General features: G+C 42.1%; 25 protein-coding genes and 1 pseudogene. 16 read left to right on the top strand and 10 right to left on the bottom strand.

Going from position 1 to position 20,808, the window contains the following annotated elements; all coding sequences use genetic code 11:
- Positions 1-129 (top strand): annotated as a pseudogene (locus H5201_RS23290) (anthranilate synthase component II); the annotation flags it as partial.
- Here the strand turns inward: H5201_RS23290 and rpsI are convergent.
- From rpsI to zapE, 3 genes are all read right to left on the bottom strand, one after another.
- Positions 83-487, bottom strand: coding sequence for a 30S ribosomal protein S9 (rpsI, locus tag H5201_RS20355; protein WP_182785269.1), 405 nt, complete (start codon positions 485-487; stop codon positions 83-85). The pseudogene H5201_RS23290 and the gene rpsI overlap by 47 nt on opposite strands.
- An 11-nt stretch (positions 488-498) precedes the next feature.
- Complete coding sequence (gene rplM / locus H5201_RS20350) at positions 499-927, bottom strand: 50S ribosomal protein L13 (RefSeq protein WP_002957960.1); 429 nt, start codon at positions 925-927, stop codon at positions 499-501.
- 310 nt (positions 928-1,237) lie between these two features.
- Positions 1,238-2,326: a cell division protein ZapE gene (zapE, locus tag H5201_RS20345; RefSeq protein WP_149980601.1), complete on the bottom strand. Its 1,089-nt coding sequence runs from the start codon at positions 2,324-2,326 to the stop codon at positions 1,238-1,240.
- 150 nt (positions 2,327-2,476) lie between these two features.
- Between zapE and H5201_RS20340 the strand changes: the two genes are divergently transcribed.
- From H5201_RS20340 to H5201_RS20330, 3 genes are all read left to right on the top strand, one after another.
- Entirely contained in the window at positions 2,477-2,917 is a 441-nt protein-coding gene (locus tag H5201_RS20340; RefSeq protein WP_145236792.1) for a YhcB family protein, read from the top strand.
- A 209-nt stretch (positions 2,918-3,126) separates the two neighbouring features.
- On the top strand, positions 3,127-4,479 hold the full coding sequence (locus H5201_RS20335) for a Do family serine endopeptidase (protein WP_149980600.1): 1,353 nt from the start codon (positions 3,127-3,129) through the stop codon (positions 4,477-4,479).
- A 102-nt stretch (positions 4,480-4,581) separates the two neighbouring features.
- Positions 4,582-5,664: a trypsin-like peptidase domain-containing protein gene (locus tag H5201_RS20330; RefSeq protein ID WP_149980599.1), complete on the top strand. Its 1,083-nt coding sequence runs from the start codon at positions 4,582-4,584 to the stop codon at positions 5,662-5,664.
- Positions 5,665-5,749: 85 nt separating this feature from the next.
- Here H5201_RS20330 and murA read toward each other — a convergent pair whose 3' ends face one another.
- From murA to mlaF, 7 genes are read right to left on the bottom strand one after another with little or no spacing between them, the layout of a single operon-like run.
- On the bottom strand, positions 5,750-7,009 hold the full coding sequence (murA, locus tag H5201_RS20325) for a UDP-N-acetylglucosamine 1-carboxyvinyltransferase (protein WP_145236783.1): 1,260 nt from the start codon (positions 7,007-7,009) through the stop codon (positions 5,750-5,752).
- A 13-nt stretch (positions 7,010-7,022) separates the two neighbouring features.
- Positions 7,023-7,280 (bottom strand): BolA family protein, encoded by a 258-nt coding sequence (locus H5201_RS20320; protein ID WP_182740533.1) that lies wholly within the window; start codon positions 7,278-7,280, stop codon positions 7,023-7,025.
- Between the two features lie 5 nt (positions 7,281-7,285).
- The gene (locus H5201_RS20315; protein ID WP_149980597.1) at positions 7,286-7,579 is read right to left on the bottom strand and encodes a lipid asymmetry maintenance protein MlaB; all 294 of its coding nucleotides are present in this window, start codon (positions 7,577-7,579) and stop codon (positions 7,286-7,288) included.
- Complete coding sequence (locus tag H5201_RS20310) at positions 7,572-8,246, bottom strand: phospholipid-binding protein MlaC (protein WP_149980596.1); 675 nt, start codon at positions 8,244-8,246, stop codon at positions 7,572-7,574. Before H5201_RS20310 ends, H5201_RS20315 begins: the two co-directional genes overlap by 8 nt.
- 6 nt (positions 8,247-8,252) lie before the next feature.
- Complete coding sequence (gene mlaD / locus H5201_RS20305) at positions 8,253-8,801, bottom strand: outer membrane lipid asymmetry maintenance protein MlaD (RefSeq protein WP_149980595.1); 549 nt, start codon at positions 8,799-8,801, stop codon at positions 8,253-8,255.
- Between the two features lie 14 nt (positions 8,802-8,815).
- Positions 8,816-9,595 carry a lipid asymmetry maintenance ABC transporter permease subunit MlaE gene (mlaE, locus tag H5201_RS20300; RefSeq protein ID WP_145236765.1) on the bottom strand — a complete coding sequence of 260 codons (780 nt, stop codon included), beginning with the start codon at positions 9,593-9,595 and terminating at the stop codon, positions 8,816-8,818.
- On the bottom strand, positions 9,595-10,410 hold the full coding sequence (gene mlaF, locus H5201_RS20295; RefSeq protein ID WP_182719518.1) for a phospholipid ABC transporter ATP-binding protein MlaF: 816 nt from the start codon (positions 10,408-10,410) through the stop codon (positions 9,595-9,597). The genes mlaE and mlaF overlap by 1 nt, the downstream gene beginning before the upstream one ends.
- A 255-nt stretch (positions 10,411-10,665) precedes the next feature.
- On the opposite strand from mlaF, the gene H5201_RS20290 reads away from it, so the two are divergent.
- From H5201_RS20290 to mgtE, 12 genes are all read left to right on the top strand, one after another.
- A complete protein-coding gene (locus H5201_RS20290; protein WP_149980594.1) occupies positions 10,666-11,637 on the top strand; it encodes a calcium/sodium antiporter in 972 nt (323 codons plus the stop codon).
- Between the two features lie 25 nt (positions 11,638-11,662).
- Positions 11,663-12,634 (top strand): KpsF/GutQ family sugar-phosphate isomerase, encoded by a 972-nt coding sequence (locus H5201_RS20285; protein ID WP_145236758.1) that lies wholly within the window; start codon positions 11,663-11,665, stop codon positions 12,632-12,634.
- On the top strand, positions 12,634-13,185 hold the full coding sequence (gene kdsC / locus H5201_RS20280) for a 3-deoxy-manno-octulosonate-8-phosphatase KdsC (RefSeq protein WP_149980593.1): 552 nt from the start codon (positions 12,634-12,636) through the stop codon (positions 13,183-13,185). Before H5201_RS20285 ends, kdsC begins: the two co-directional genes overlap by 1 nt.
- Positions 13,182-13,736: an LPS export ABC transporter periplasmic protein LptC gene (gene lptC / locus H5201_RS20275; protein WP_149980592.1), complete on the top strand. Its 555-nt coding sequence runs from the start codon at positions 13,182-13,184 to the stop codon at positions 13,734-13,736. The genes kdsC and lptC overlap by 4 nt, the downstream gene beginning before the upstream one ends.
- The gene (gene lptA, locus H5201_RS20270; protein WP_182740535.1) at positions 13,726-14,259 is read left to right on the top strand and encodes a lipopolysaccharide transport periplasmic protein LptA; all 534 of its coding nucleotides are present in this window, start codon (positions 13,726-13,728) and stop codon (positions 14,257-14,259) included. The genes lptC and lptA overlap by 11 nt, the downstream gene beginning before the upstream one ends.
- A complete protein-coding gene (gene lptB, locus H5201_RS20265; RefSeq protein ID WP_149980590.1) occupies positions 14,256-14,981 on the top strand; it encodes an LPS export ABC transporter ATP-binding protein in 726 nt (241 codons plus the stop codon). Before lptA ends, lptB begins: the two co-directional genes overlap by 4 nt.
- 66 nt (positions 14,982-15,047) lie before the next feature.
- Positions 15,048-16,544 (top strand): RNA polymerase factor sigma-54, encoded by a 1,497-nt coding sequence (locus H5201_RS20260; protein WP_145236743.1) that lies wholly within the window; start codon positions 15,048-15,050, stop codon positions 16,542-16,544.
- 28 nt (positions 16,545-16,572) lie between these two features.
- A complete protein-coding gene (gene hpf / locus H5201_RS20255; protein ID WP_145236739.1) occupies positions 16,573-16,860 on the top strand; it encodes a ribosome hibernation promoting factor in 288 nt (95 codons plus the stop codon).
- Between the two features lie 4 nt (positions 16,861-16,864).
- Positions 16,865-17,317 carry a PTS IIA-like nitrogen regulatory protein PtsN gene (gene ptsN / locus H5201_RS20250; RefSeq protein ID WP_149980589.1) on the top strand — a complete coding sequence of 151 codons (453 nt, stop codon included), beginning with the start codon at positions 16,865-16,867 and terminating at the stop codon, positions 17,315-17,317.
- Positions 17,318-17,337: 20 nt separating this feature from the next.
- Positions 17,338-18,180 carry an RNase adapter RapZ gene (rapZ, locus tag H5201_RS20245; protein ID WP_149980588.1) on the top strand — a complete coding sequence of 281 codons (843 nt, stop codon included), beginning with the start codon at positions 17,338-17,340 and terminating at the stop codon, positions 18,178-18,180.
- Positions 18,181-18,208: 28 nt separating this feature from the next.
- The gene (locus H5201_RS20240) at positions 18,209-18,481 is read left to right on the top strand and encodes an HPr family phosphocarrier protein (protein WP_064667815.1); all 273 of its coding nucleotides are present in this window, start codon (positions 18,209-18,211) and stop codon (positions 18,479-18,481) included.
- Between the two features lie 123 nt (positions 18,482-18,604).
- The gene (mgtE, locus tag H5201_RS20235) at positions 18,605-19,963 is read left to right on the top strand and encodes a magnesium transporter (protein WP_145236729.1); all 1,359 of its coding nucleotides are present in this window, start codon (positions 18,605-18,607) and stop codon (positions 19,961-19,963) included.
- Positions 19,964-20,808: the final 845 nt, after the last annotated feature.

The following is a 20,808-nucleotide window of genomic DNA, read 5'->3' as shown; positions in this document are numbered from 1 at the left end:
CTTTCTATGTTAGGCAGCGATTTAGTGGTATATCGTAACAACATAGACGCGCAGGTGATTTATGACAAAATGTGTGCGGAAACTAAACCAGTGATTTTAGTACTGTCGCCGGGCCCAGGCACCCCTGCGCTTTCTTAAGACCCACTTTCTTACGCTCAACTTTACGTGCATCACGAGTAACGAAACCTGCTTTACGAAGTTGTGGACGTAGTGACTCGTCAAACTCCATAAGTGCACGAGTGATACCGTGACGGATAGCACCAGCTTGACCAGTAGTACCACCACCAGCAACGGTGATGTAAAGATCAAACTTTTCAGTCATATCAACAAGCCCTAAAGCTTGACGAACAACCATGCGTGCTGTTTCGCGACCAAAATACTCTTCTAAAGAGCGATTGTTGATTACGATGTTACCAGTGCCTGGGCGTAAGAATACGCGAGCACTTGAACTTTTACGACGACCTGTACCGTAGTATTGATTTGCCATGTTAGTGCTCCTTAAATGTCTAGAACCTGAGGCTGTTGTGCAGCATGGTTGTGCTCAGTACCTGCGTAAACTTTAAGTTTACGGTACATTGCGCGGCCTAAAGGACCACGTGGCAACATGCCCTTAACAGCCTTCTCGATGATCATTTCAGGCTTTGCAGCTTGAAGTTTATCAAAAGTAGTAGACTTAAGACCACCTGGGAAACCAGAGTGAGCATAGTACACTTTATCTTTGAACTTGTTACCAGTTACAGTAACTTTCTCCGCGTTGATAACGATGATGTAATCACCAGTATCTACGTGTGGAGTGTACTCAGCTTTGTGCTTACCGCGTAGGCGATGAGCGATTTCAGTAGCGATGCGACCTAAAGTTTTACCTTCAGCGTCAACTACGTACCAGTCACGTTTTACTGTTTCTGGTTTAGCAACAAACGTTTTCATTTATAAAAATCCAATGTTTTTCAATTAAAACCACAGGTAATTATTATTAATTACCGCTCTAAATGTTTGCTCCAACCCCTTCGAGTTTAAGACTTTTGCGCCATTCAAAAGAGGCTAATCTAATGAAGGCAATAGAACGCAACGTGGCAGACGCGGGAGTATACCAGCACTTTTACCACATTGCTACTCGACGGTTGTTTTTTCCACAAGAAAATTGTTCGATAAGCGATAAAATTAAAAAATGTACTTGTGTTAAGTTAAGTACAGTTTTGATTTGTGTCTAACTTACGACTTATAACTTACAGCTACATTAAACCAAATGCTCTCTTGCTAAGTATTCTAACGACTGCATTTCTTGCAATCGACTAATACAACGTCTGAACTCAAAGTTAAGATTGCCTTGCGTGTAGAGTTCCGTAATCGGTTTTTCAGCAGAAATAATAAGTGTGACGTGGCGTTCGTAAAACTCATCGACTAACGCAATAAAGCGTCTGGCGGCATCATCGTTATTTTGGCCAAGCTGTTTTACGTTCGATAAAATAACAGTGTTATATAAACGGCTTATTTCCATATAATCGACTTGGCTACGTGCGGTTTCACACAACTGAGAGAAATCAAACATCACAATACAATCAGCGACCTTACGGGTTTTGATCATTCGCCCTTCAATTTCGATGGGGTGATCGAGTTTACCAGGCTCTGGAGATAACTTATCAAAATACTCAAACAGATTTTTATCGGCTTGTTCATCTAATGGGCTATGAAATATCTCTGCTTGCTCTAAAGTACGCAATCGGTAATCAATGCCAGAATCCACATTCACAATCTCAGTGTTTGCATTAACAAGTGCAATTGCAGGTAAAAAGCGAGCACGCTGCAAACCATTTCGATATAACTCATCAGGTATAATGTTAGACGTTGCCACTAACACAATGCCGCGCGCAAATAAGGCTTCCATTAAACCACCAAGCAGCATGGCATCAGTAATGTCTTGCACAAAAAATTCATCAAAGCAGATAATGTCGGTTTCAGCTTTAAAAATATCAGCCACAACTTCTAAGGGATTAGCCGTTTTGTCTAATTTTTTTAGCTCTTCGTGAACACGGTGCATAAAACGATGAAAATGCACGCGCATCTTGCGTGTTCCCGGCAGCGCCTCATAGAAGGTATCTACCAAATAGGTTTTACCACGCCCTACTCCCCCCCAAAAATACAAACCTTTTATAGGCGCCGTGCTATTTTTATTAAATAGTTTAGAGAACCAGCCTTTAGCTGCGGGCTTTTGTGCTGTTAAGTCATCGAAAAGCCTTTGTAGATGACGTACTGCATTTTCTTGTGCAGCATCGTAAACAAAGTCTTCACGCTGTAAATCTTGTTGGTACTTTTGCCAAGGAGTCATAGATAGTTACAATAAAACACGGTTTAATTTACGCAATATGTTAACACGCATCGTAACTCGGGGTATATTAGCAGCAACAGGATTTATTCTTGAGTACGCAATCTAGGCGTTATTTTATTTTTATGTATTAATTCCCAAAGGGGTAGAATTATGGGTACAGTTACTTGGATCGGCATTATTGTTATTGTGGCAGTAGCTGCATTTTTCCTTGGCGCCTTCGTCACTAAAAAGCAATTTAAGCAAGATGAATTAGAGCAACAAGCAGAACAAGCTAAAAATGCATTAGAGCAATACCGTCAAGATGTTGCAGATCATTTAGCAAGCACTGGTAGACTCGTCAACAAAATGAAAGACAACTACGACCAATTGTTAAATCATGTTGATGAAACTAACAAGCTGCTATTAGCTGATAAAAAACAGCATCCTAACGAACCATTCTTTTCTAAAGAAACGACAGAGCAGCTACAACGCTCACTTAAAGAACGCCAAAGTGACCGTTCATCGGCACATGCTCAACCGGCTGATTATGTATCAGGTGAATCAGGCTTATTCGCTGGCGAACCAAAAGTAGCCGAGCCTGACAAAGTTTAATTAAGGTTTCAGAAATTTCTAAAGCTTCTTGATGAACTTTTTTTTGACCCCATAGTCTGTTTATAAAGCAGCTTATGTTTTACATGCATTTCAAAACATTCCAAAAGAGCGAACCTACTTTAAAATGTTTTGAACTAAATTGATAAAAGGCTGCTTATGCAGCCTTTTTTGTTTGTGCTTTTTCCTGTGATGTGGAGTAAACCCTGACTATGAAAATGAAATTATCGTTAATCAGTGCAGCAATGTTATCTGCCAGTTTATTATTAACCCCTGCAGTATCAATGGCTAAGATGCCTATCGCAGTCAATGGTCAACAATTACCGACGTTAGCGCCGATGCTAGAACAAATAACACCAGGCGTTGTTAGTATCCAAGTCTCCGGTTCAAAGGAAGTCCGTCGTCGCGCTGATCCGCTTGATTTCTTTTTTGGCAATCCGCAACCGCGTAGCCAAAAGCGTGAATTTAGTGGTTTAGGCTCAGGCGTTATTATTGACGCCAAAGAAGGCTACGTCGTTACCAATAACCACGTAGTTCAAGATGCTGAAAAAATGTTGGTTACTCTTGAAGATGGTCGTGAATACGAAGCAACTAAAATCGGTAGTGATAAAGAATCAGACATCGCGTTATTAAAAATTGATGCCGAGGATTTAGTCGCCGTTAAACTGGCAAACTCAGATCAACTACGAGTGGGTGATTTTGCAGTAGCAATTGGTAACCCATTTGGTTTAAGTCATACCGTTACCTCAGGGATTGTTAGTGCAATGGGGCGCAGTGGTTTAAATATTGAAGGTTATGAAGATTTTATTCAAACCGATGCTGCTATTAACCAAGGTAACTCAGGTGGTGCGCTAGTTAACTTAAACGGTGAGCTAATTGGTATTAACACGGCCATTTTAGGTGCATCGGGTGGCAATGTTGGTATCGGCTTTGCAATCCCATCCAATATGATGAAAAATCTTGTTGACCAAATTATTGAACATGGTGAAGTACGCCGTGGCTCACTAGGTATTTCTGGGCGTCCACTGGATGCAGGCCTTGCTAAAGCACAACAGCTTGATGTAAAACAAGGCGCTTATGTTATGCAAGTAATGGATGATTCTGCCGCCAGTGAAGCGGGTATTAAAGCTGGTGACGTAATTATTAGTATTGATGGTAGTGAGATCAGCGGCTTCCATGAACTGCGCAGTAAAATTGCCACCCTCGGTGAAGGCAGAAAGGTAAAATTAGGTATTTATCGTGATGGCAAAGTACAAACCGTTAAAGTGACCCTTGATGGCGCATCAGCACTAACCGCAGCCGGTGATGAACTACACCCAGCCTTCCAGGGTGCAACACTTGAAAACACCCAAAAGAATGGAAATAAAGGGGTTGAGGTGACAACTGTTGATCCGCGTTCACCAGCAGCTAGAGTCGGCCTTGAAGAAGGCGACGTGGTAATGCAAGTAAACCGTCAGCGTGTTGAAACAATTAGTGACATGAATAAGATCATCGAAAACACTAAAGGTAACATTGTGCTTGGAGTACAACGCGGTCGTGAATCGGTATTTGTTTTAATTCAATAAAATAAATATTAGGTAAATCGCATAAATAATAGCAGTGGTACTTGCCGCTGCTATTTTTTTTGTGCCATCATTAGAAGATCGCTCATTAAGAATAAGAACATTGTGCTGAAATTTTTTAAGTTTGTCCTTCCCCCGCTATTTGCCGGACTCGGTATCGCATTTTTGGTAGTATTTTTTAGCCCAAATATGCGTGCAACGCTGTTACCCAATGTCCCCTTACCAAGTGCTATGAGTATTGACCATTTGAGCTTTGCCGATGCAGTACAGCGCGCAGCGCCATCTGTTGTGACAATCATTTCTGAGAGCATTTCAAAGGAACCTCGTTATAAACGGCAAAACACCGTGCAAGAACTTGGCTCCGGTGTGATCATGTCAAGTGATGGCTATATTCTTACCAACTATCATGTGATCAATAATGCTGATCAAATTATGGTGCTGCTTACTGATGGCCGCCGTTATTTTGATGTTCAGCTCATCGGCTTTGATACCATCACCGACTTAGCACTGTTGAAAATTAACGTTGAGCACTTGCCAGTTATCCCAATTAGTGAGCGTTTTACGCCTCGCGTGGGTGATGTGGTGCTGGCGATTGGTAATCCGCTGAATCTAGGGCAAACAATCACCCAAGGGATCATCAGTGCCACGGGTAAACAAAAAATTACCGATAGTCCTTATAATAGTCTGCTACAAATGGATGCGGCAATTAATGTCGGCAACTCAGGTGGCGCACTGGTTAACTCTAATGGCGACTTGGTTGGGATCACCTCAGCACAATTTAAAACCCGAGAGAATCTGGATATCCAAGGCATATTCTTCGCCGTACCGTACTCGTTAGCGAAAGAAGTAATGGATAAACTGATCCGTCATGGTCGTGTTGTGCGTGGTTACTTGGGCTTCACAGGTACTGCCGTTGATAGTACCGGTAAAGAAGTGAGCGATAAGTTCACCCCTATTGCTGGCTTGCGTATAACCAACCTAGATCCATTAGGTCCAGCATGGCAAGCTGGTATTAAAGAACAAGATATTGTGATTAAAATTGGCGGTGAAGATGTCACTAACCCACAAAAAACCTTAACCAGAATTGGTAATTCAGAGCCGGGCCATGAAATAGAATTTGAACTTTATCGAAATGGAAAAGTACTAAAAGTGATGGTGAAGGTTGCAGAGTTAGAGACTAAACTATAATTTTAGTTGCAAGGTAAAAGGTAAAAGGTAAAAGGTAAACAAGGTTTTCGCTTGAACCTTGTTACCTGAACCTTTCAACTCGTATTTAACTACTTCGGCGTTTGATGTTTGCACCTAACGCGCTGAGTTTATCTTCAATCCGTTGATAACCTCGATCAACGTGGTAAATACGGTCAACAACCGTTTCACCTTGTGCCACAATCCCCGTTAAAATTAGGCTCGCTGATGCACGTAGATCGGTTGCCATTACTTGTGCGCCACTCAAACTCTTAGTGTCACCACAAATTGCCGTATTCCCCTCCAAACGAATGTTAGCACCCATACGTTGTAGTTCTGGCACATGCATAAAACGGTTTTCAAAAATCGTTTCGGTAATGGTCGCGCTGCCATTAGCGACTACATTTAACGCAGTAAACTGCGCTTGCATATCGGTAGGGAAACCTGGGTGTGGCATGGTTTTAATATTAACGGCTTTGAGCTCACGGCCACGCATATCAAGATAAATACTATCTTTATGTACTTCAATCAACGCATTAGTTGCACGCAATTTTTCAATCACAGGCTCTAAACTATGAAAATCGGTAAGCTTACATAGCACTTCGCCACCCGCCATTGCTGCGGCCACTAAAAATGTGCCAGTTTCAATCCGATCTGGCAAGATGCGATGCTCACAACCATGCAGCTTTTCAACACCTTCAATTTCAATACGGCTAGTGCCTGCACCGCTAATTTTTGCGCCCATTGCTGTTAAGCAAGCAGCTAAATCTATAATCTCTGGTTCACGCGCCGCGTTTTCTAATACGGTTTTGCCGTCAGCTAAGGTTGCGGCCATTAATAAATTTTCGGTCGCGCCAACGCTGACCATTTCCATGTAGATTTCAGCACCTTTTAAACGCCCATCTACCTTGGCATTGATATAACCATTTTCAACGCTAATAACAGCGCCCATGCGCTCCAAACCTTGAATATGAATATCAACCGGGCGAGCACCAATTGCACAACCACCAGGAAGCGATACTTGTGCTTGGCCAAAACGCGCAACCAATGGACCTAATGCTAATACTGACGCACGCATTTGTTTGACTAACTCGTAAGGGGCCAATGTTTTATCAACTTTGCCACCATCAATAACGAGCTGTTCGCCGTGCCAATGTATTTCTGCGCCGAGGGTTTTTAATAATGCTTCAGTAGTGCCGATATCACGTAAACGAGGAACATTATTAAAGGTACTTTTACCGTCAGCTAATAATGCTGCAAACAAAATTGGTAAAGCGGCATTTTTAGCGCCAGAGATAGTGACTTCACCGGCAAGTCCGGTTCCACCCTGAATTACAAATTGATCCATGAGGAAACCTTTTTTATTGAGGTAAAATGAATTTTTGCTCGCGCTTCCACTCAGTAGGTGTAAATGCACGGATCGAAACTGCGTGGATTGTGCCGTCAGAAATGGTGTTCATCAACGGACCATATACCAGCTGTTGTTTTTTCACTCGGCTTAACCCATCAAAACAATCGCCGACTGCGATAACTTCATAATGACTACCCTTGGCTTTCACATGTACTTCAGCTAATTGCAATTCGTCGCGCAATAAGGTTTCGACTTGGCTTGTTTCCATAACTCTCACTCAAATAGGTTGGTAACCTGTCCCAACTGCATCAACTTTTGCAGTTGTTCAGGAATATTTTGCAATTCAAGGTGAACACCTTGCTGCTTTAATTCTGCGAAAGAGTGAATTAACCAAGCTAAGCCCGCCGTGTCAACCCTAGACACCTCAGAAAGGTCAAAATACCAGTTTTTATGGCTAGTTTGTGAGTTTTTATTCAGAAGTCGTTCAGCGGAAATTGAATTTCGAGTCAATTCACCACTGACTCGATAGTGCTGTTCGTCAATCTGAGTAACCGTTACTTTACTCATTACCGCCGTCACCTCTAAATTGCACTGGCAACTTACTTTTCTGTTCAAGTAGGTCACTTACATGGTTAATACCTTGCTGGCGCAAAATGCCTTGAAATTCACTTTGCTTGGCATCTAATAAACTAATGCCCTCAGCAACCATGTCATAAGCACGCCATTCGCCATCGCGATCTTCACGTACTTTAAAATCAATTTTAATTTCCGGCTTACCTGGCTCGACAATTTTGGTTTTCACTAATACAAGGTCTTGTCCTGCAAACTCTTTGCTTGCACCAAACTCTACTTTTTGGTTGGTGTATTGGGTAAACACGCCAGCATAAGTGGCGATTAAGTATTCTTGAAACACATCAATAAAGTGTTTGATATCCTCAACCGCTTGCTTTTGCTCAGCAGGATCTTTAATCGCACGCACTTTTGATACATGACTTCCTAATACACGCAGTGCAGCATATTTATAATCAATGTAAGGCATCAACTCTTCTTTGACGATAACCCGTAGATGCTCTTTATCTTTTTCGATTAAAGGCTGGTCACGAGTAATACGTTGAAAAGTATTATCAGATACTTGGCGGACCATTTTATATGGGTCTGTTAAATCGACCGCATCGCTTGCTACGGTGATCGCGCTGAAAGTCAGCGCAACTAAAATTAAAAATTTCTTAAACATAATTACTTACTCGCCGCCTTGATTGAATAAAAATTGCCCGATTAACTCTTCAAGCACCAATGCTGATTTCGTGTCAGTGATATAGTCGCCATCATTTAAGGCTTTGCTTTCAACACCAAATAACTCGTCTAACCCTAAGTTTTTATCATTACTTGTTACCGCAACACCTAAACACGCTTGTTCAGCTGATTTTGGGGCAATGACAGGGTTAATCCCTAAATATTGCTCACCTAGGATGCCTGATGTCAAAATTGAAACTGAGCTGGTATCTGAAAAACGACATTTATATTGCGCATCAATCGTCATATCAACAACTGGCACAAATTCTTGTGGGTGAATTGAAATACCCTCAACTCGACCAACCACTACACCACCTACTTTAATCGGCGCACGTGTTTTTAATGAACCAATGTTTTCAAACTTGGCTTTCAATAAGTAAGTTTCGCCGTTGCCGCTGATCCCTGCATTGGCAACTTTTAACGCCAACATAGCAAAAGCTGCTATGCCTAGCGCAACAAAAAAACCAACTAAAATTTCTAATTTCCGTGAATTCATTATCTATACCTTTATTAGCTAGTAAACATTACCGCTGTCAAAATAAAATCAAACCCTAAAACAGCCAAAGATGAGTGTACAACTGTCTCTGTTGTTGCTTTACTGATCCCTTCAGAGGTCGGTATACAATCGTAGCCTTTATAAAGCGCAATCCATGTAACCACGATGGCAAATACAAAACTCTTGATCATGCCATTTAAAATATCTTGCTGAAACGATACTTGTGACTGCATGATTGACCAAAAACTCCCCGTATCAACACCCAACCAATCAACACCCACTAAATGAGCACCAATAATTGCAACTGCTGAAAATATTAACGCCAGTAATGGCATACTGATAAAGCCCGCCCAAAAGCGTGGCGCGATAATACGTTTAAGAGGGTCAATGGCCATCATTTCAAGACTTGATAACTGCTCAGTCGCTTTCATTAAACCTATTTCAGCGGTTAATGCACTACCAGCTCGCCCGGCAAACAATAATGCTGTAACAACAGGGCCTAACTCTCTGAGTAAACTCAATGCGACTAATGGACCTAAGCTGTCCTCTGCACCATAACCAACTAGTACGGTGTAGCCTTGCAACGCCAATACCATACCAATGAATAAGCCCGACACCATGATTATCAATAGTGACTGCGAGCCGACCATATATAATTGTCGTATTAAAAGCGGCGTGCCTTTTCTAAAATTAGGCAAACTCCATAACGCACCTATCAACATCTGAGTGGAGCGACCAAGTGCAGCAAATCGTCCTAACGTTTTATGACCTAGCATTTGCAAAAAATCAAACATCAGCGGCGCCCTCCCAGTAATTCTTGTTGATAAGGTTGAGCAGGAAAATGAAACGGCACTGGGCCATCAGATAATCCTTTTAAGAACTGCTGAACTAGGGCCGATTCATGATTACGCATTTCATCCGGTGTACCGCTACCAATAACGCCTTGATCGGCAATAATGATAACGTGATCGGCAATGCTCATCACTTCTGTTACATCGTGAGTTACGATTAATGATGATAATCCAAGCACTTGATTAAGCGATTTAATCAACTTAACTAACACCCCCATGGAGATTGGGTCTTGGCCTGCAAATGGCTCATCATACATAATTAATTCAGGATCAAGTGCGATTGAGCGCGCTAATGCAGCACGACGTGCCATACCACCTGACAGCTCAGAAGGCATTAGATCTTGTGCGCCACGCAAGCCAACAGCTTGTAATTTCATTAGCACCACAAGGCGAATTAAATCTTCACTTAGACGAGTGTGTTCACGCAGCGGAAAAGCGATATTGTCAAATACTGACATATCGGTAAATAATGCGCCGCTTTGGAACAACATACTCATTTTGGTTCGCGCCGCATAAAGCTCTTTGCGCGACATGGCAGGAATGTTATTACCTTCGAATAAAATAGTGCCGCTATCTGGTTTTAATTGACCACCAATTAAACGCAACATGGTGGTTTTACCAATTCCGCTTGGTCCCATTATTGCCGTAATTTTTCCTTTCGGGACACTAAAGCTCATATTTTTATATATGCAGCGATTGCCCCTAGAAAAGCTTACATCCTTGATTTCTACTATTGGTTGCGACAAGTCGCTCTCCATTACTATTTTCACTAGTTCACCTATTTTAAGCGTTTTTACAGCAAGATGGAAAAAACAAATCGTAAAATTTTGTAATATTCTATGTAATAGCGCTGCAAACCTTACAGCAGTAGGCTTAACCGTCGCTTAAATAATTATTCTCAGTCCAAATCAGGCCATAATCTAACAAGCTTCGCAGATTCTTTTATTTATACTTTCAGGTTGGCTTTTGTTACTATTTGCAGTCATCTCATTTTGAATAATTGGCGTAACGTAATGGTGACTTCTTTTGTCATTTTAATTCTCGGATTTGCAGCTCTAGTTTGGAGTGCGGATCGCTTTGTTTATGGTGCTGCGGCACTGGCAAAAAATTTCGGTGTTCCTACTCTTATTGTTGGCTTAACGGTTGTTGCGATGGGCTCGTCAGCCCCTGAAATGATGGTCTCAGCATCAGCTGCGCTTGCCGGTAAAACTGACACTGCCGTGGGTAACGCCGTTGGCTCAAATATCACTAATATTTTACTTGTTTTAGGTATTACTGCGCTATTGCGCCCACTCTCAGTATCATCAATGACATTAAAACGCGAAATGCCGCTTGTACTACTAGTGTCAATCGCTGCCTGGTATGTATTTTCTGATAACTACTTTTCATTTGCTGAGGGCGTTGCATTAATCATTGGCTTTGTGGTCTTTATTGCGGGCTTAGTTATTATTTCTATTCGCGCTAAAAACCAAGCTGATGACCCATTTGTAAGTGAAGCCTGTGAAGACGTACCAGATAACGTGCCCACCAAATCGGCTTTATTTTGGTTAATTATTGGTATGATATTACTGCCTGTCAGCTCACATTTTTTAGTTGGCTCAGCAGTTGATATAGCCAAATACTTTGGCCTAAGTGATTTAGTAATAGGGTTAACCATTATTGCTATTGGTACCAGTTTGCCTGAGCTTGCAGCCTGTATTGCTGGGGTATTAAAAAACGAAGATGATTTAGCACTGGGTAATATTGTTGGCTCAAATATCTTTAACATTTTAGCTGTGTTGCCACTGGCTGGGATTATCAACCCTTCAATTATTGATCCTTCAGCTGCAAACCGTGATGCCTTAATAATGATTGGTGCCACCATAGCCCTTATTGCTATGTCCTTGAGTTTTAGGGGCACAAGACGCATTAATAGAGTTGAAGGTGGCCTGTTATTGGTCGCGTTTTTAATCTATCAAGGTTATATTTTCAGCCAAGTTGCTTAATGCTAGCCACAAAATGGATAACACAATGACGCAGTTAAATTTTATTGAACAAGGTAAGCGGGTGCTAGAAATAGAGCGCCAAGCACTGCTTGATATAACCCAATATCTAGACGAAAACTTTAATCAAGCTTGCCAATTGATGTATCAATGTCACGGTAGGATCATAGTAGTCGGTATGGGGAAATCTGGGCATATTGGTAATAAAATTGCTGCAACACTGGCAAGCACTGGCACGCCTGCGTTTTTTGTCCACCCGGGTGAAGCCAGTCATGGTGATTTAGGGATGATCACTCGTGATGACGTGGTTATGCTTATTTCTAACTCAGGCGAAACCAGCGAAGTACTGAATATTATTCCGGTTATTAAACGTATTGGCGCAAAAATGATCGCCATGACAGGTAACCCTGAATCATCAATGGCAAATTGGGCTGATGCACATGTATGCATCAAAGTAAGTCAAGAGGCCTGCCCATTAGGACTCGCTCCGACTGCGAGCACGACTGCAACACTTGCGATGGGTGATGCAATAGCCGTTGCTCTGCTAGAAACCCGTGGCTTTACCGCCGATGACTTTGCGCTATCGCATCCTGGTGGTAGCTTAGGTAAACGTTTACTATTGTGTTTAAAAGATATTATGCACAGTGGCCCAGCAACGCCTATGATCAATGATAAGCAATGTATCAAAGATGCATTAATCGAAATGTCGGCAAAAGGCTTAGGTATGACAGCTATTGTTGATGACACAGGGCAACTTGCAGGGCTTTTTACTGATGGTGATTTACGGCGAATTTTAGAGCAACGAATAGATATTCACAGTACTTTGATAAGCACTGTCATGACCCGCTCTTGCACTACTGCAACTGCTGATATGCTTGCCGCCGAGGCACTCAATATCATGGAGAATAAGCGTATCAATGGCTTAATTGTAGTTGATGATAAACACCACCCTATTGGTGCTCTTAATATGCAAGATTTGCTCAAAGCAGGAGTTTTATAATGCAGTTTGCTGACTTATATCAGCCACTTTCAGATGATGCTCGCGAGCGAGCACAAAAAATCAAACTCCTGATCTGTGATATCGATGGGGTGTTTTCAGATGGTCGTATTTATCTTGGTAACCAAGGTGAAGAACTCAAAGCGTTTAATACTAAAGATGGCTTTGGTATCAAAGCACTGATCAATAGCGGTTTTGAAGTTGCCGTGATCACCGGTCGTCATTCACAGATAGTTCAGCAACGGATGACTAGCCTGACAGTACCGCATATTTACCAAGGCCAAGAAAACAAGTTGCAAGCTTATCAACAGCTCAAGGATAAATTGCAGTTAAGCGATGAACAAATCGCTTACATAGGCGATGACGGACCTGACTTGCCGGTAATGGAATTGGTTGGTTTTGCGGTGGCAGTAAATGATGCGCATCCACTAATCAAACGCATTTCACATTATACAACCATGCTACCTGGTGGCTTTGGGGCGGTGCGTGAACTCACTGATTTATTAATGCTCGAAAATGGTAAATCATTAACCAGCGAAGGCACGAGCTCATGAATAGTGCGCGTTTAATATTATGCGTATTATTTGTCGGCTGCATGGTATGGCTGTGGTATCCGTATTTTTATCAAAGTACCGCCATAAAACAACACCAAGAAGATATAATAGCAAAACCTGATTATACTGCGGTGGCATTAAAACAAACCGCATTTGATGAACAAGGTAAAATTAGCCACAAAGTAACAGCTGCAAAAATGGAACTCTATCAACAGTTAGGGTTCACTTACTTTGAACAACCTATTTTTACACTCTATAATCAACAGCAGACGTGGCAAATTAATGCCGATGAAGCCACCTTATATGAAAATCATCAATTAATTTTAGAAGGTAATGTGGTTGCTAAAAACCTGACCAATAATGCCATGATTGAACATATAAACGCAGATAATATTCAGGTTGATATTGAACTACAAACCATGAGTTCAGAACAACCAGTTGAATTAATCGGACCAAATTTAAAAATCACTGGGCGCGGTCTCCATGCCGACTTAAAAGCCGAAGTGGTAGAACTAATTAACCATACGCGAACCATATATTATGACCAATAAATTTGCTCACTTGCTTGTTATACCAAGCTTATTCATTGCTTTTGCAAGCTTTGCTGAAAATACGACACCACCTGCAGATCAAGTCTCTATCAGTGCTGACACGCAGCTTGCCCAACTGAAAGATAATATCGGTATTTTTGAAAAAAATGTTGAAATCATTCATGGTAACCGCCGTATCAAAGCGGATCGACTTGAAGTCCATAAGCGCGAAGATTTAGGCGATAACAAACAACTACTTGTCGCAACTGGCAGTCCGGCTTACTTTGAAGAAAAACAAACTGATGGCACAGTAATGAGTGCCAGTGCTGATGAAGTCCGTTACGATGTCGCTAAGCGCTATTTAACCTTGGTTGGCAATGCACAAGTCACTCAGGCAGGTCAAAAAATCAATGCCAGAAGCATTACCTATGATATGGACCAGCAACTGATCAGTGCTGAAAAAGGCGCAAGCTCAAGCGATCGTGTGCACACCATTTTGGTACCAGTAGACAGTAAAAAAGACGAATCTAAAGGGCAGCCATGAGTACATTAAAAGCTGAATTTCTAGCAAAAAGCTATAAAGGTCGCCAAGTTGTAAAAAGCGTGGGTTTAGAAGTTAGCGCAGGCAGCATTGTTGGCTTATTGGGTCCTAATGGCGCTGGTAAAACCACCACCTTTTATATGATTGTGGGTTTAGTTCCAAGCGACAAAGGTAAAATCAGTATTGATGATAATGACATCACCTTACTGCCAATGCACAGTCGCGCACGGTTAGGGATTGGCTACCTGCCACAAGAATCATCCATCTTCCGTAAATTAACTGTTTATCAAAACCTGATGGCTATTTTAGAAACTCGTAAAGAGCTGAATAAACAAGCCAGAGAAGAAGCGCTCGACAGCTTACTTGATGAGTTTAGCATTCAACATATCCGCGACAGCCAAGGTATGGCATTATCTGGCGGTGAACGTCGTCGAGTTGAAATTGCACGCGCTTTAGCCGCAAACCCAAAATTTATCTTACTTGATGAGCCTTTTGCTGGCGTTGATCCTATTTCAGTGTTAGATATAAAGAAGATTATTGAACACCTTAAAAACCGTGGTATTGGCGTGCTTATTACCGACCACAATGTACGAGAAACCCTTGATGTTTGTGAAAAAGCCTACATAGTTTCTCATGGGGAGTTAATTGCATCAGGTACCCCTGAGCATGTACTCGCCGACCAAACAGTCCGCGATGTTTACCTGGGCGAGCAATTTAGGCTATAAAGCCACGCTCGGCTAAGTATCTGCTAGACTTAACGATGATAACAATAAAAGGATTGTTAGAGATACATGAGGCAATCACTCCAGCTGCGCATGGGCCAGCAACTTACAATGACACCACAGCTGCAACAAGCAATTCGCTTATTGCAACTCAGTACATTGGATCTCCAGCAAGAAATTCAAGAAGCGCTCGACAGCAATCCATTGTTAGAGCTAGAAGAACATGAATATTCAGACGACACGGCTGGTAAAAACGAACAAAAACAAGATAACGATGACTTAACCGTTAGCGCATCAGCAGACGACAAGCCAAGCGAATATGAACAAGAAAGTAGCGAAGCATTAAGTAAAGAGACCTTAAGTGACGAAATGGCTATGGACGTCACCTGGGACGAATACATGAGTGCTGCGCCAAATACGTCATCTGGGCCAATGCCTGAAGATGAGTCAATTTATCAAGGTGCCTCAACTGAAACCTTGCACGAATATCTAATGTGGCAATTACAACTCACACCTTTTAGTCCAACCGATGAAGCCATTGCCATTGCGATTGTTGAAGCCGTTGACGATTCAGGTATTTTAACCTTGAGCTGCGAAGACATTGCAGAGAGCTTAAATCAAGGTAATAACGAAGAAGAAATCGAACTCGACGAAGTGCAAGCAGTGTTAAAACGCATTCAGTTGTTTGACCCTGTTGGTATTGCTGCGCGCAGCCTACAAGAATGTTTATGTATTCAATTAAATCAATTTGATCCTGCAACTCCTTGGATTAGCGAGACAAAAATGATTTTAACTGATCATATCGATTTATTAGCTAGTCGTGACTATCGCACTTTGATGAAAAAGACTAAGCTTAAAGAAGATGAACTAAAAGAAGTAATGACACTGATCCACAGCCTTAACCCAAAGCCTGCGGATACCATAGTACGCGAAGAATCAGAGTATGTTATTCCTGACGTTTCGGTGAAAAAAATTAAAGGTCGCTGGGTGGTTGAACTCAATCCAGACAGCATGCCAAAAATTAGAGTGAACAGCCAATATGCGGCGATGTCACGCTCTGTAAAATCAAGCACTGACAGCCAATTTATACGCTCGCATTTGCAAGAAGCTAAATGGTTTATTAAAAGCCTAGAAAGTCGTAACGAGACGTTACTCAAAGTAACCAACTGCATTGTTAAACAGCAGCAAGGATTCTTTGAGCATGGCCCTGAGGCCATGCGCCCTATGGTACTAAACGACGTTGCCGAAATGGTTGAGATGCACGAATCAACAATTTCTCGTGTAACCACCCAAAAATACATGCATACCCCTCGTGGTATATTTGAGTTAAAATATTTTTTCTCGAGCCATGTAAGTACTGAGAACGGCGGCGAATGCTCATCGACAGCCATTCGAGCATTGATCAGAAAATTGATCAGTGCAGAAAACTCAGCGAAACCATTGAGTGATAGTAAAATTGCAGATATATTGGCAGAGCAAGGTATCAAAGTAGCTAGACGGACTATTGCAAAATACCGCGAGTCACTGGCTATTCCACCGTCAAATCAACGTAAAAGTTTGATTTAAGGCGTAAAATCACAAGAGGAAAATGCTTATGCAACTAAATTTAACTGGTCGTCATGTAGAAATTACTGATTCATTAAGAGACTATGTAAACAATAAGTTTGCCAAGCTTGAAAGGCATTTTGATCATATCAATAATGTCCATGTCATTCTTGATGTAGAAAAGCTAAGCCAAAAAGCAGAAGCCACATTACATGTCAGTGGCGCTGAATTATTTGCCTCAACTGAGCACCAAGACATGTATGCAGCCATTGACGGACTAATCGACAAACTTGACCGTCAGGTAATTAAACACAAAGAGAAGCACGCTCGACACTAACACTATGAAATTAAGCTCACTTATTTGCCAGGACTGCAGTAAAGCTGCGGTCCTTTTTAATAGCAAAAAACGGATCATTGAATTTATCAGCCAATTGGCTCATGAACAACTTCCTCAGCTATCACAACAAGAAATCCTCAACGCACTACTGTCGAGAGAAAAACTAGGTAGTACGGGTATTGGTCGTGGTATTGCTATTCCTCATGGCCGTATGAGTGGTGTTGAAAACCCGCTAGCAATAATTATAGTGAGTGAATCACCGATTGATTTTGATGCGATAGATAATCGCCCAGTTGATATATTTGTAGCTCTCATCGTGCCAGATGGTGATAGCCAACTTCATTTGAAGACGTTAGCCACAATTGCTGATAAACTCAACGACAAAGATTTTTGTAAACAACTACGTAGCGCAAAAACAGACCAAGATTTGTATCACGTAATTGCTGCGCAATCGTAGCCAAATGAAGGAGAATTTACATGGAGTTAATCATCATCAGTGGGCGTTCTGGCTCAGGTAAATCTGTTGCTCTGCGTGTAGTAGAAGATCTTGGCTATTATTGTGTAGATAATATTCCGGTAAACTTATTACCTTCATTAGTGCGCAGTGTCTCTGATAATTATGACAAAATTGCCGTCAGTATTGATGTCCGTAATTTACCGAAAGAGCAGGAAGAATTTAACGATATTCTTGAATACTTGCCTGGTTTTGCAAATCCGACGCTATTTTATTTAGACAGTGATGATCAAACCCTGATCAAACGTTTTTCTGAAACTCGCCGCTTACACCCATTATCTTTGGACTCTTTGCCACTGGATTTAGCTATCAAGCAAGAAAAAGTATTACTTGATGTATTAACTACTCGCGCTGACTTTATACTTGATACCACTGATCTGAGTGTCCACCAGCTTGCAGAGTCAATCCGTGAAAAGATTTTAGGGAAAAAAGATAAAAAACTAATCATTACCTTTGAATCATTTGGTTTTAAATATGGTATCCCAAAAGAAGCTGATTATGTTTTTGATGCACGCTTTTTACCAAACCCACATTGGGAGCCTGAGCTTAAGCCACTTACAGGCCTTGATCAGCCAGTAAAAGATTATTTAGCCAGCCATAGTATCGTACAAAAATTCACTTGGCAGATCCAAACCTTTGTACAAACTTGGTTACCGCATTTGGAGCGTAATAACCGCAGTTACTTAACAATTGCTATTGGTTGCACCGGTGGTCAACATCGCTCAGTTTATCTAGCGCAAACTATAGGTGAAAGCTTCTCGATGAGCCACAGCAATGTGAAAATTCGCCATCGTGAACAAGAATAACAACTCACGTTTACAGTAAGGAATGTTGATGCGTTTAGAAGATACATTTTTAATAAAAAACAAACTCGGTTTACATGCTCGCGCAGCCAGCGTATTAGCGCAATTAGCTGTGCAGTTTGATGCCAGCATCACACTTCATCAAGATGACAAACAAGCCGCAGGCGATAGCGTACTCGGCTTAATGCTATTAGAAAGTAGCCAAGGCAAAGAAGTTAAAGTTGTATGTGAAGGCCCGGACGCTGAACCTGCTCTTGCAGCAATTGGCGAGTTGATCGCACAACGCTTTAACGAACAAGAATAGCTCGTAGTCAGTACCACTAAATTGCGTTAAACTAAATAAAGTCGTTAATTAAACAGACCAAGCGCGTTAATTACCGACAACTGTTACCCTACCTATCAAGCGTATTAATTTTTAAGGACGCCAATGCCAGAAGCTTTTGAACAAGATTACCCACTACAACAACTAAAACAAGTGACCAAGTCACTTAACAGTGGTCAATTTGTTCAAGTAAGGCGTATGTTGGCAAAAACAGCTCCGTGTGACACCGCATTATTACTCGAGTCATCCCCACATAAAATTCGTACCTTGCTATGGCAACTGGTTGATCCAGATGTACAAGGTGACGTACTCGAAGAACTCTCAGAAGATGTTCGTTTAGGGATCATTGCCCAAATGGAGCCGAAGCACATCGCTGCGGCAACTGAGGACATGAGCCACGATGATCTAGGGGAAGTACTACGTAGCCTACCTGATACCGTCTACAAAGACGTTGTTAGTGCCATGGACAGCCAAGATCGAGAACGTGCAACTCAAGCACTCTCTTATCAAGAGCGCTCTGCTGGCGCGCTAATGAACACTGATACAGTGACCATCCGTCCAGATGTCACTATCGACGTAGTACTGCGCTACTTACGTTTACGTGGTGAGCTACCAGAAGGTACCGATGATCTTTATGTTGTTGATAAACATAACTGCTTTATAGGTGCCATGTCGTTAACGACCTTGTTGACTAACTCGCCAGATAAAATTATTCGCGACTTAATGGATGAAGATTGTGAATCTATCCTCATTTCGATGGATGAAACCGATGTAGCACAACTGTTTGAACGTCATAACTGGATATCAGCCCCAGTGGTTGATGATAATGACCATCTACTTGGCCGTATCACCATCGATGATATCGTTGACGTTATCCGTGAAGACGCCGAGCATAGCTTATTAAGCCTAGCCGGTCTTGATGATGAAGAAGATACCTTTGCTCCGGTGTTAAAAAGTTCGAAAAAGCGCTCAATTTGGCTTGGCGTTAACTTATTAACCGCGCTACTTGCTGCGATTGTGGCAAGCTTCTTTGAAAACACTTTAGCAATTTTACCTATTCTAGCGGTACTCAACGGTATAGTGCCATCCATGGGTGGTGTTGCGGGCAGCCAAACATTAACCCTCGTAATACGTGGTATTGCAGTGGGTCATATCAACCAAACTAACCAACGCTTTTTACTGATCAAAGAGCTTGCAATCGGCGCAATAAACGGGATTGTTTGGTCCATTTTAATTGCCGGTGTTGTTGCTATTTGGCAATGGGACTTTAAGCTTGGCGGCGTACTCGCCTTTGCCATGTTTATGAACTTAGTAGCCGCAGGTATCGCCGGTGCCAGTATTCCGCTGCTATTGAAAAAAATGAAAATTGACCCTGCATTAGCTGGCAGCGTAGTACTGACAACCGTAACCGATATTGTAGGGATCTTCGCCTTCCTAGGCACCGCCACATGGTTGTTGGTGTAGTTAAAAATTAGTTAAAGGTTAAACCCATCGTAGGCGCGAGTTTATCTCGCGCATCTCTTAGCGTTACATCAACCTCATCCGCCAACTTAGGCAATGGCTTTAGCCATGAATGTTATCAACCGCGCGGCATAAAGCACCGCCTACGATAAACCCAAAACTTTAACACCCGTAGGCGTTAAGCTTGCTGACGCACAAACTCCGAGCCACATTTAAAACGCGGTGGCAAGCCACTCGCCTACAAGTGATTAAACACCGAGATAAACGTTAACACCCGTAGGCGTTGAGCTTGCTGACGCACAAACTCCGAGCCACATTTAAAACGCAGTGGCAAGTCACTCGCCTACAAGTAATTAACTAAACATCAAAGTAAATTTAACACCGAGATAAACTTTAACACCGTAGGCGTTGAGCTTGCTGACGCACAAACTCCGAGCCACATTTAAAACGCGGTGGCCAGCCACACGCCTACAAGTGATTAATTAGACATCATAGTAAATTTTAACACCGTAGGCGTTAAGCTTGCTGACGCACAAACTCCGAGCCACATTTAAAACGCGGTGGCAAGCCACTCGCCTACAAGTGATTTAACACCGAGATAAACGTTAAAACCCGTAGGCGTTGAGCTTGCTGACGCACAAACTCCGAGCCACATTTAAAACGCAGTGGCAAGTCACTCGCCTACAAGTGATTTAACACCGAGATAAACTTTAACACCCGTAGGCGTTAAGCTTGCTGACGCACACACTCCGAGCCACATTTAAAACGCAGTGGCAAGTCACTCGCCTACAAGTGATTTAACACCGAGATAAACTTTAACACCCGTAGGCGTTAAGCTTGCTGACGCA

The organism is Pseudoalteromonas sp. SG43-6, assembly GCF_014164365.1.
Taxonomy (GTDB): Bacteria; Pseudomonadota; Gammaproteobacteria; order Enterobacterales; family Alteromonadaceae; genus Pseudoalteromonas; species Pseudoalteromonas rhizosphaerae.
This window is presented reverse-complemented; position numbering and strand designations above follow the sequence as displayed.

Coding starts and splice junctions, on each gene's coding strand:
- rpsI (WP_182785269.1), bottom strand. CDS start 487: ATGGCAAATCAATACTACGGTACAGGTCGTCGTAAAAGTTCAAGTGCT.
- rplM (WP_002957960.1), bottom strand. CDS start 927: ATGAAAACGTTTGTTGCTAAACCAGAAACAGTAAAACGTGACTGGTAC.
- zapE (WP_149980601.1), bottom strand. CDS start 2,326: ATGACTCCTTGGCAAAAGTACCAACAAGATTTACAGCGTGAAGACTTT.
- H5201_RS20340 (WP_145236792.1), top strand. CDS start 2,477: ATGGGTACAGTTACTTGGATCGGCATTATTGTTATTGTGGCAGTAGCT.
- H5201_RS20335 (WP_149980600.1), top strand. CDS start 3,127: ATGAAAATGAAATTATCGTTAATCAGTGCAGCAATGTTATCTGCCAGT.
- murA (WP_145236783.1), bottom strand. CDS start 7,009: ATGGATCAATTTGTAATTCAGGGTGGAACCGGACTTGCCGGTGAAGTC.
- H5201_RS20320 (WP_182740533.1), bottom strand. CDS start 7,280: ATGGAAACAAGCCAAGTCGAAACCTTATTGCGCGACGAATTGCAATTA.
- H5201_RS20315 (WP_149980597.1), bottom strand. CDS start 7,579: ATGAGTAAAGTAACGGTTACTCAGATTGACGAACAGCACTATCGAGTC.
- H5201_RS20310 (WP_149980596.1), bottom strand. CDS start 8,246: ATGTTTAAGAAATTTTTAATTTTAGTTGCGCTGACTTTCAGCGCGATC.
- mlaD (WP_149980595.1), bottom strand. CDS start 8,801: ATGAATTCACGGAAATTAGAAATTTTAGTTGGTTTTTTTGTTGCGCTA.
- mlaE (WP_145236765.1), bottom strand. CDS start 9,595: ATGTTTGATTTTTTGCAAATGCTAGGTCATAAAACGTTAGGACGATTT.
- mlaF (WP_182719518.1), bottom strand. CDS start 10,410: ATGGAGAGCGACTTGTCGCAACCAATAGTAGAAATCAAGGATGTAAGC.
- H5201_RS20290 (WP_149980594.1), top strand. CDS start 10,666: ATGGTGACTTCTTTTGTCATTTTAATTCTCGGATTTGCAGCTCTAGTT.
- H5201_RS20285 (WP_145236758.1), top strand. CDS start 11,663: ATGACGCAGTTAAATTTTATTGAACAAGGTAAGCGGGTGCTAGAAATA.
- kdsC (WP_149980593.1), top strand. CDS start 12,634: ATGCAGTTTGCTGACTTATATCAGCCACTTTCAGATGATGCTCGCGAG.
- lptC (WP_149980592.1), top strand. CDS start 13,182: ATGAATAGTGCGCGTTTAATATTATGCGTATTATTTGTCGGCTGCATG.
- lptA (WP_182740535.1), top strand. CDS start 13,726: ATGACCAATAAATTTGCTCACTTGCTTGTTATACCAAGCTTATTCATT.
- lptB (WP_149980590.1), top strand. CDS start 14,256: ATGAGTACATTAAAAGCTGAATTTCTAGCAAAAAGCTATAAAGGTCGC.
- H5201_RS20260 (WP_145236743.1), top strand. CDS start 15,048: ATGAGGCAATCACTCCAGCTGCGCATGGGCCAGCAACTTACAATGACA.
- hpf (WP_145236739.1), top strand. CDS start 16,573: ATGCAACTAAATTTAACTGGTCGTCATGTAGAAATTACTGATTCATTA.
- ptsN (WP_149980589.1), top strand. CDS start 16,865: ATGAAATTAAGCTCACTTATTTGCCAGGACTGCAGTAAAGCTGCGGTC.
- rapZ (WP_149980588.1), top strand. CDS start 17,338: ATGGAGTTAATCATCATCAGTGGGCGTTCTGGCTCAGGTAAATCTGTT.
- H5201_RS20240 (WP_064667815.1), top strand. CDS start 18,209: ATGCGTTTAGAAGATACATTTTTAATAAAAAACAAACTCGGTTTACAT.
- mgtE (WP_145236729.1), top strand. CDS start 18,605: ATGCCAGAAGCTTTTGAACAAGATTACCCACTACAACAACTAAAACAA.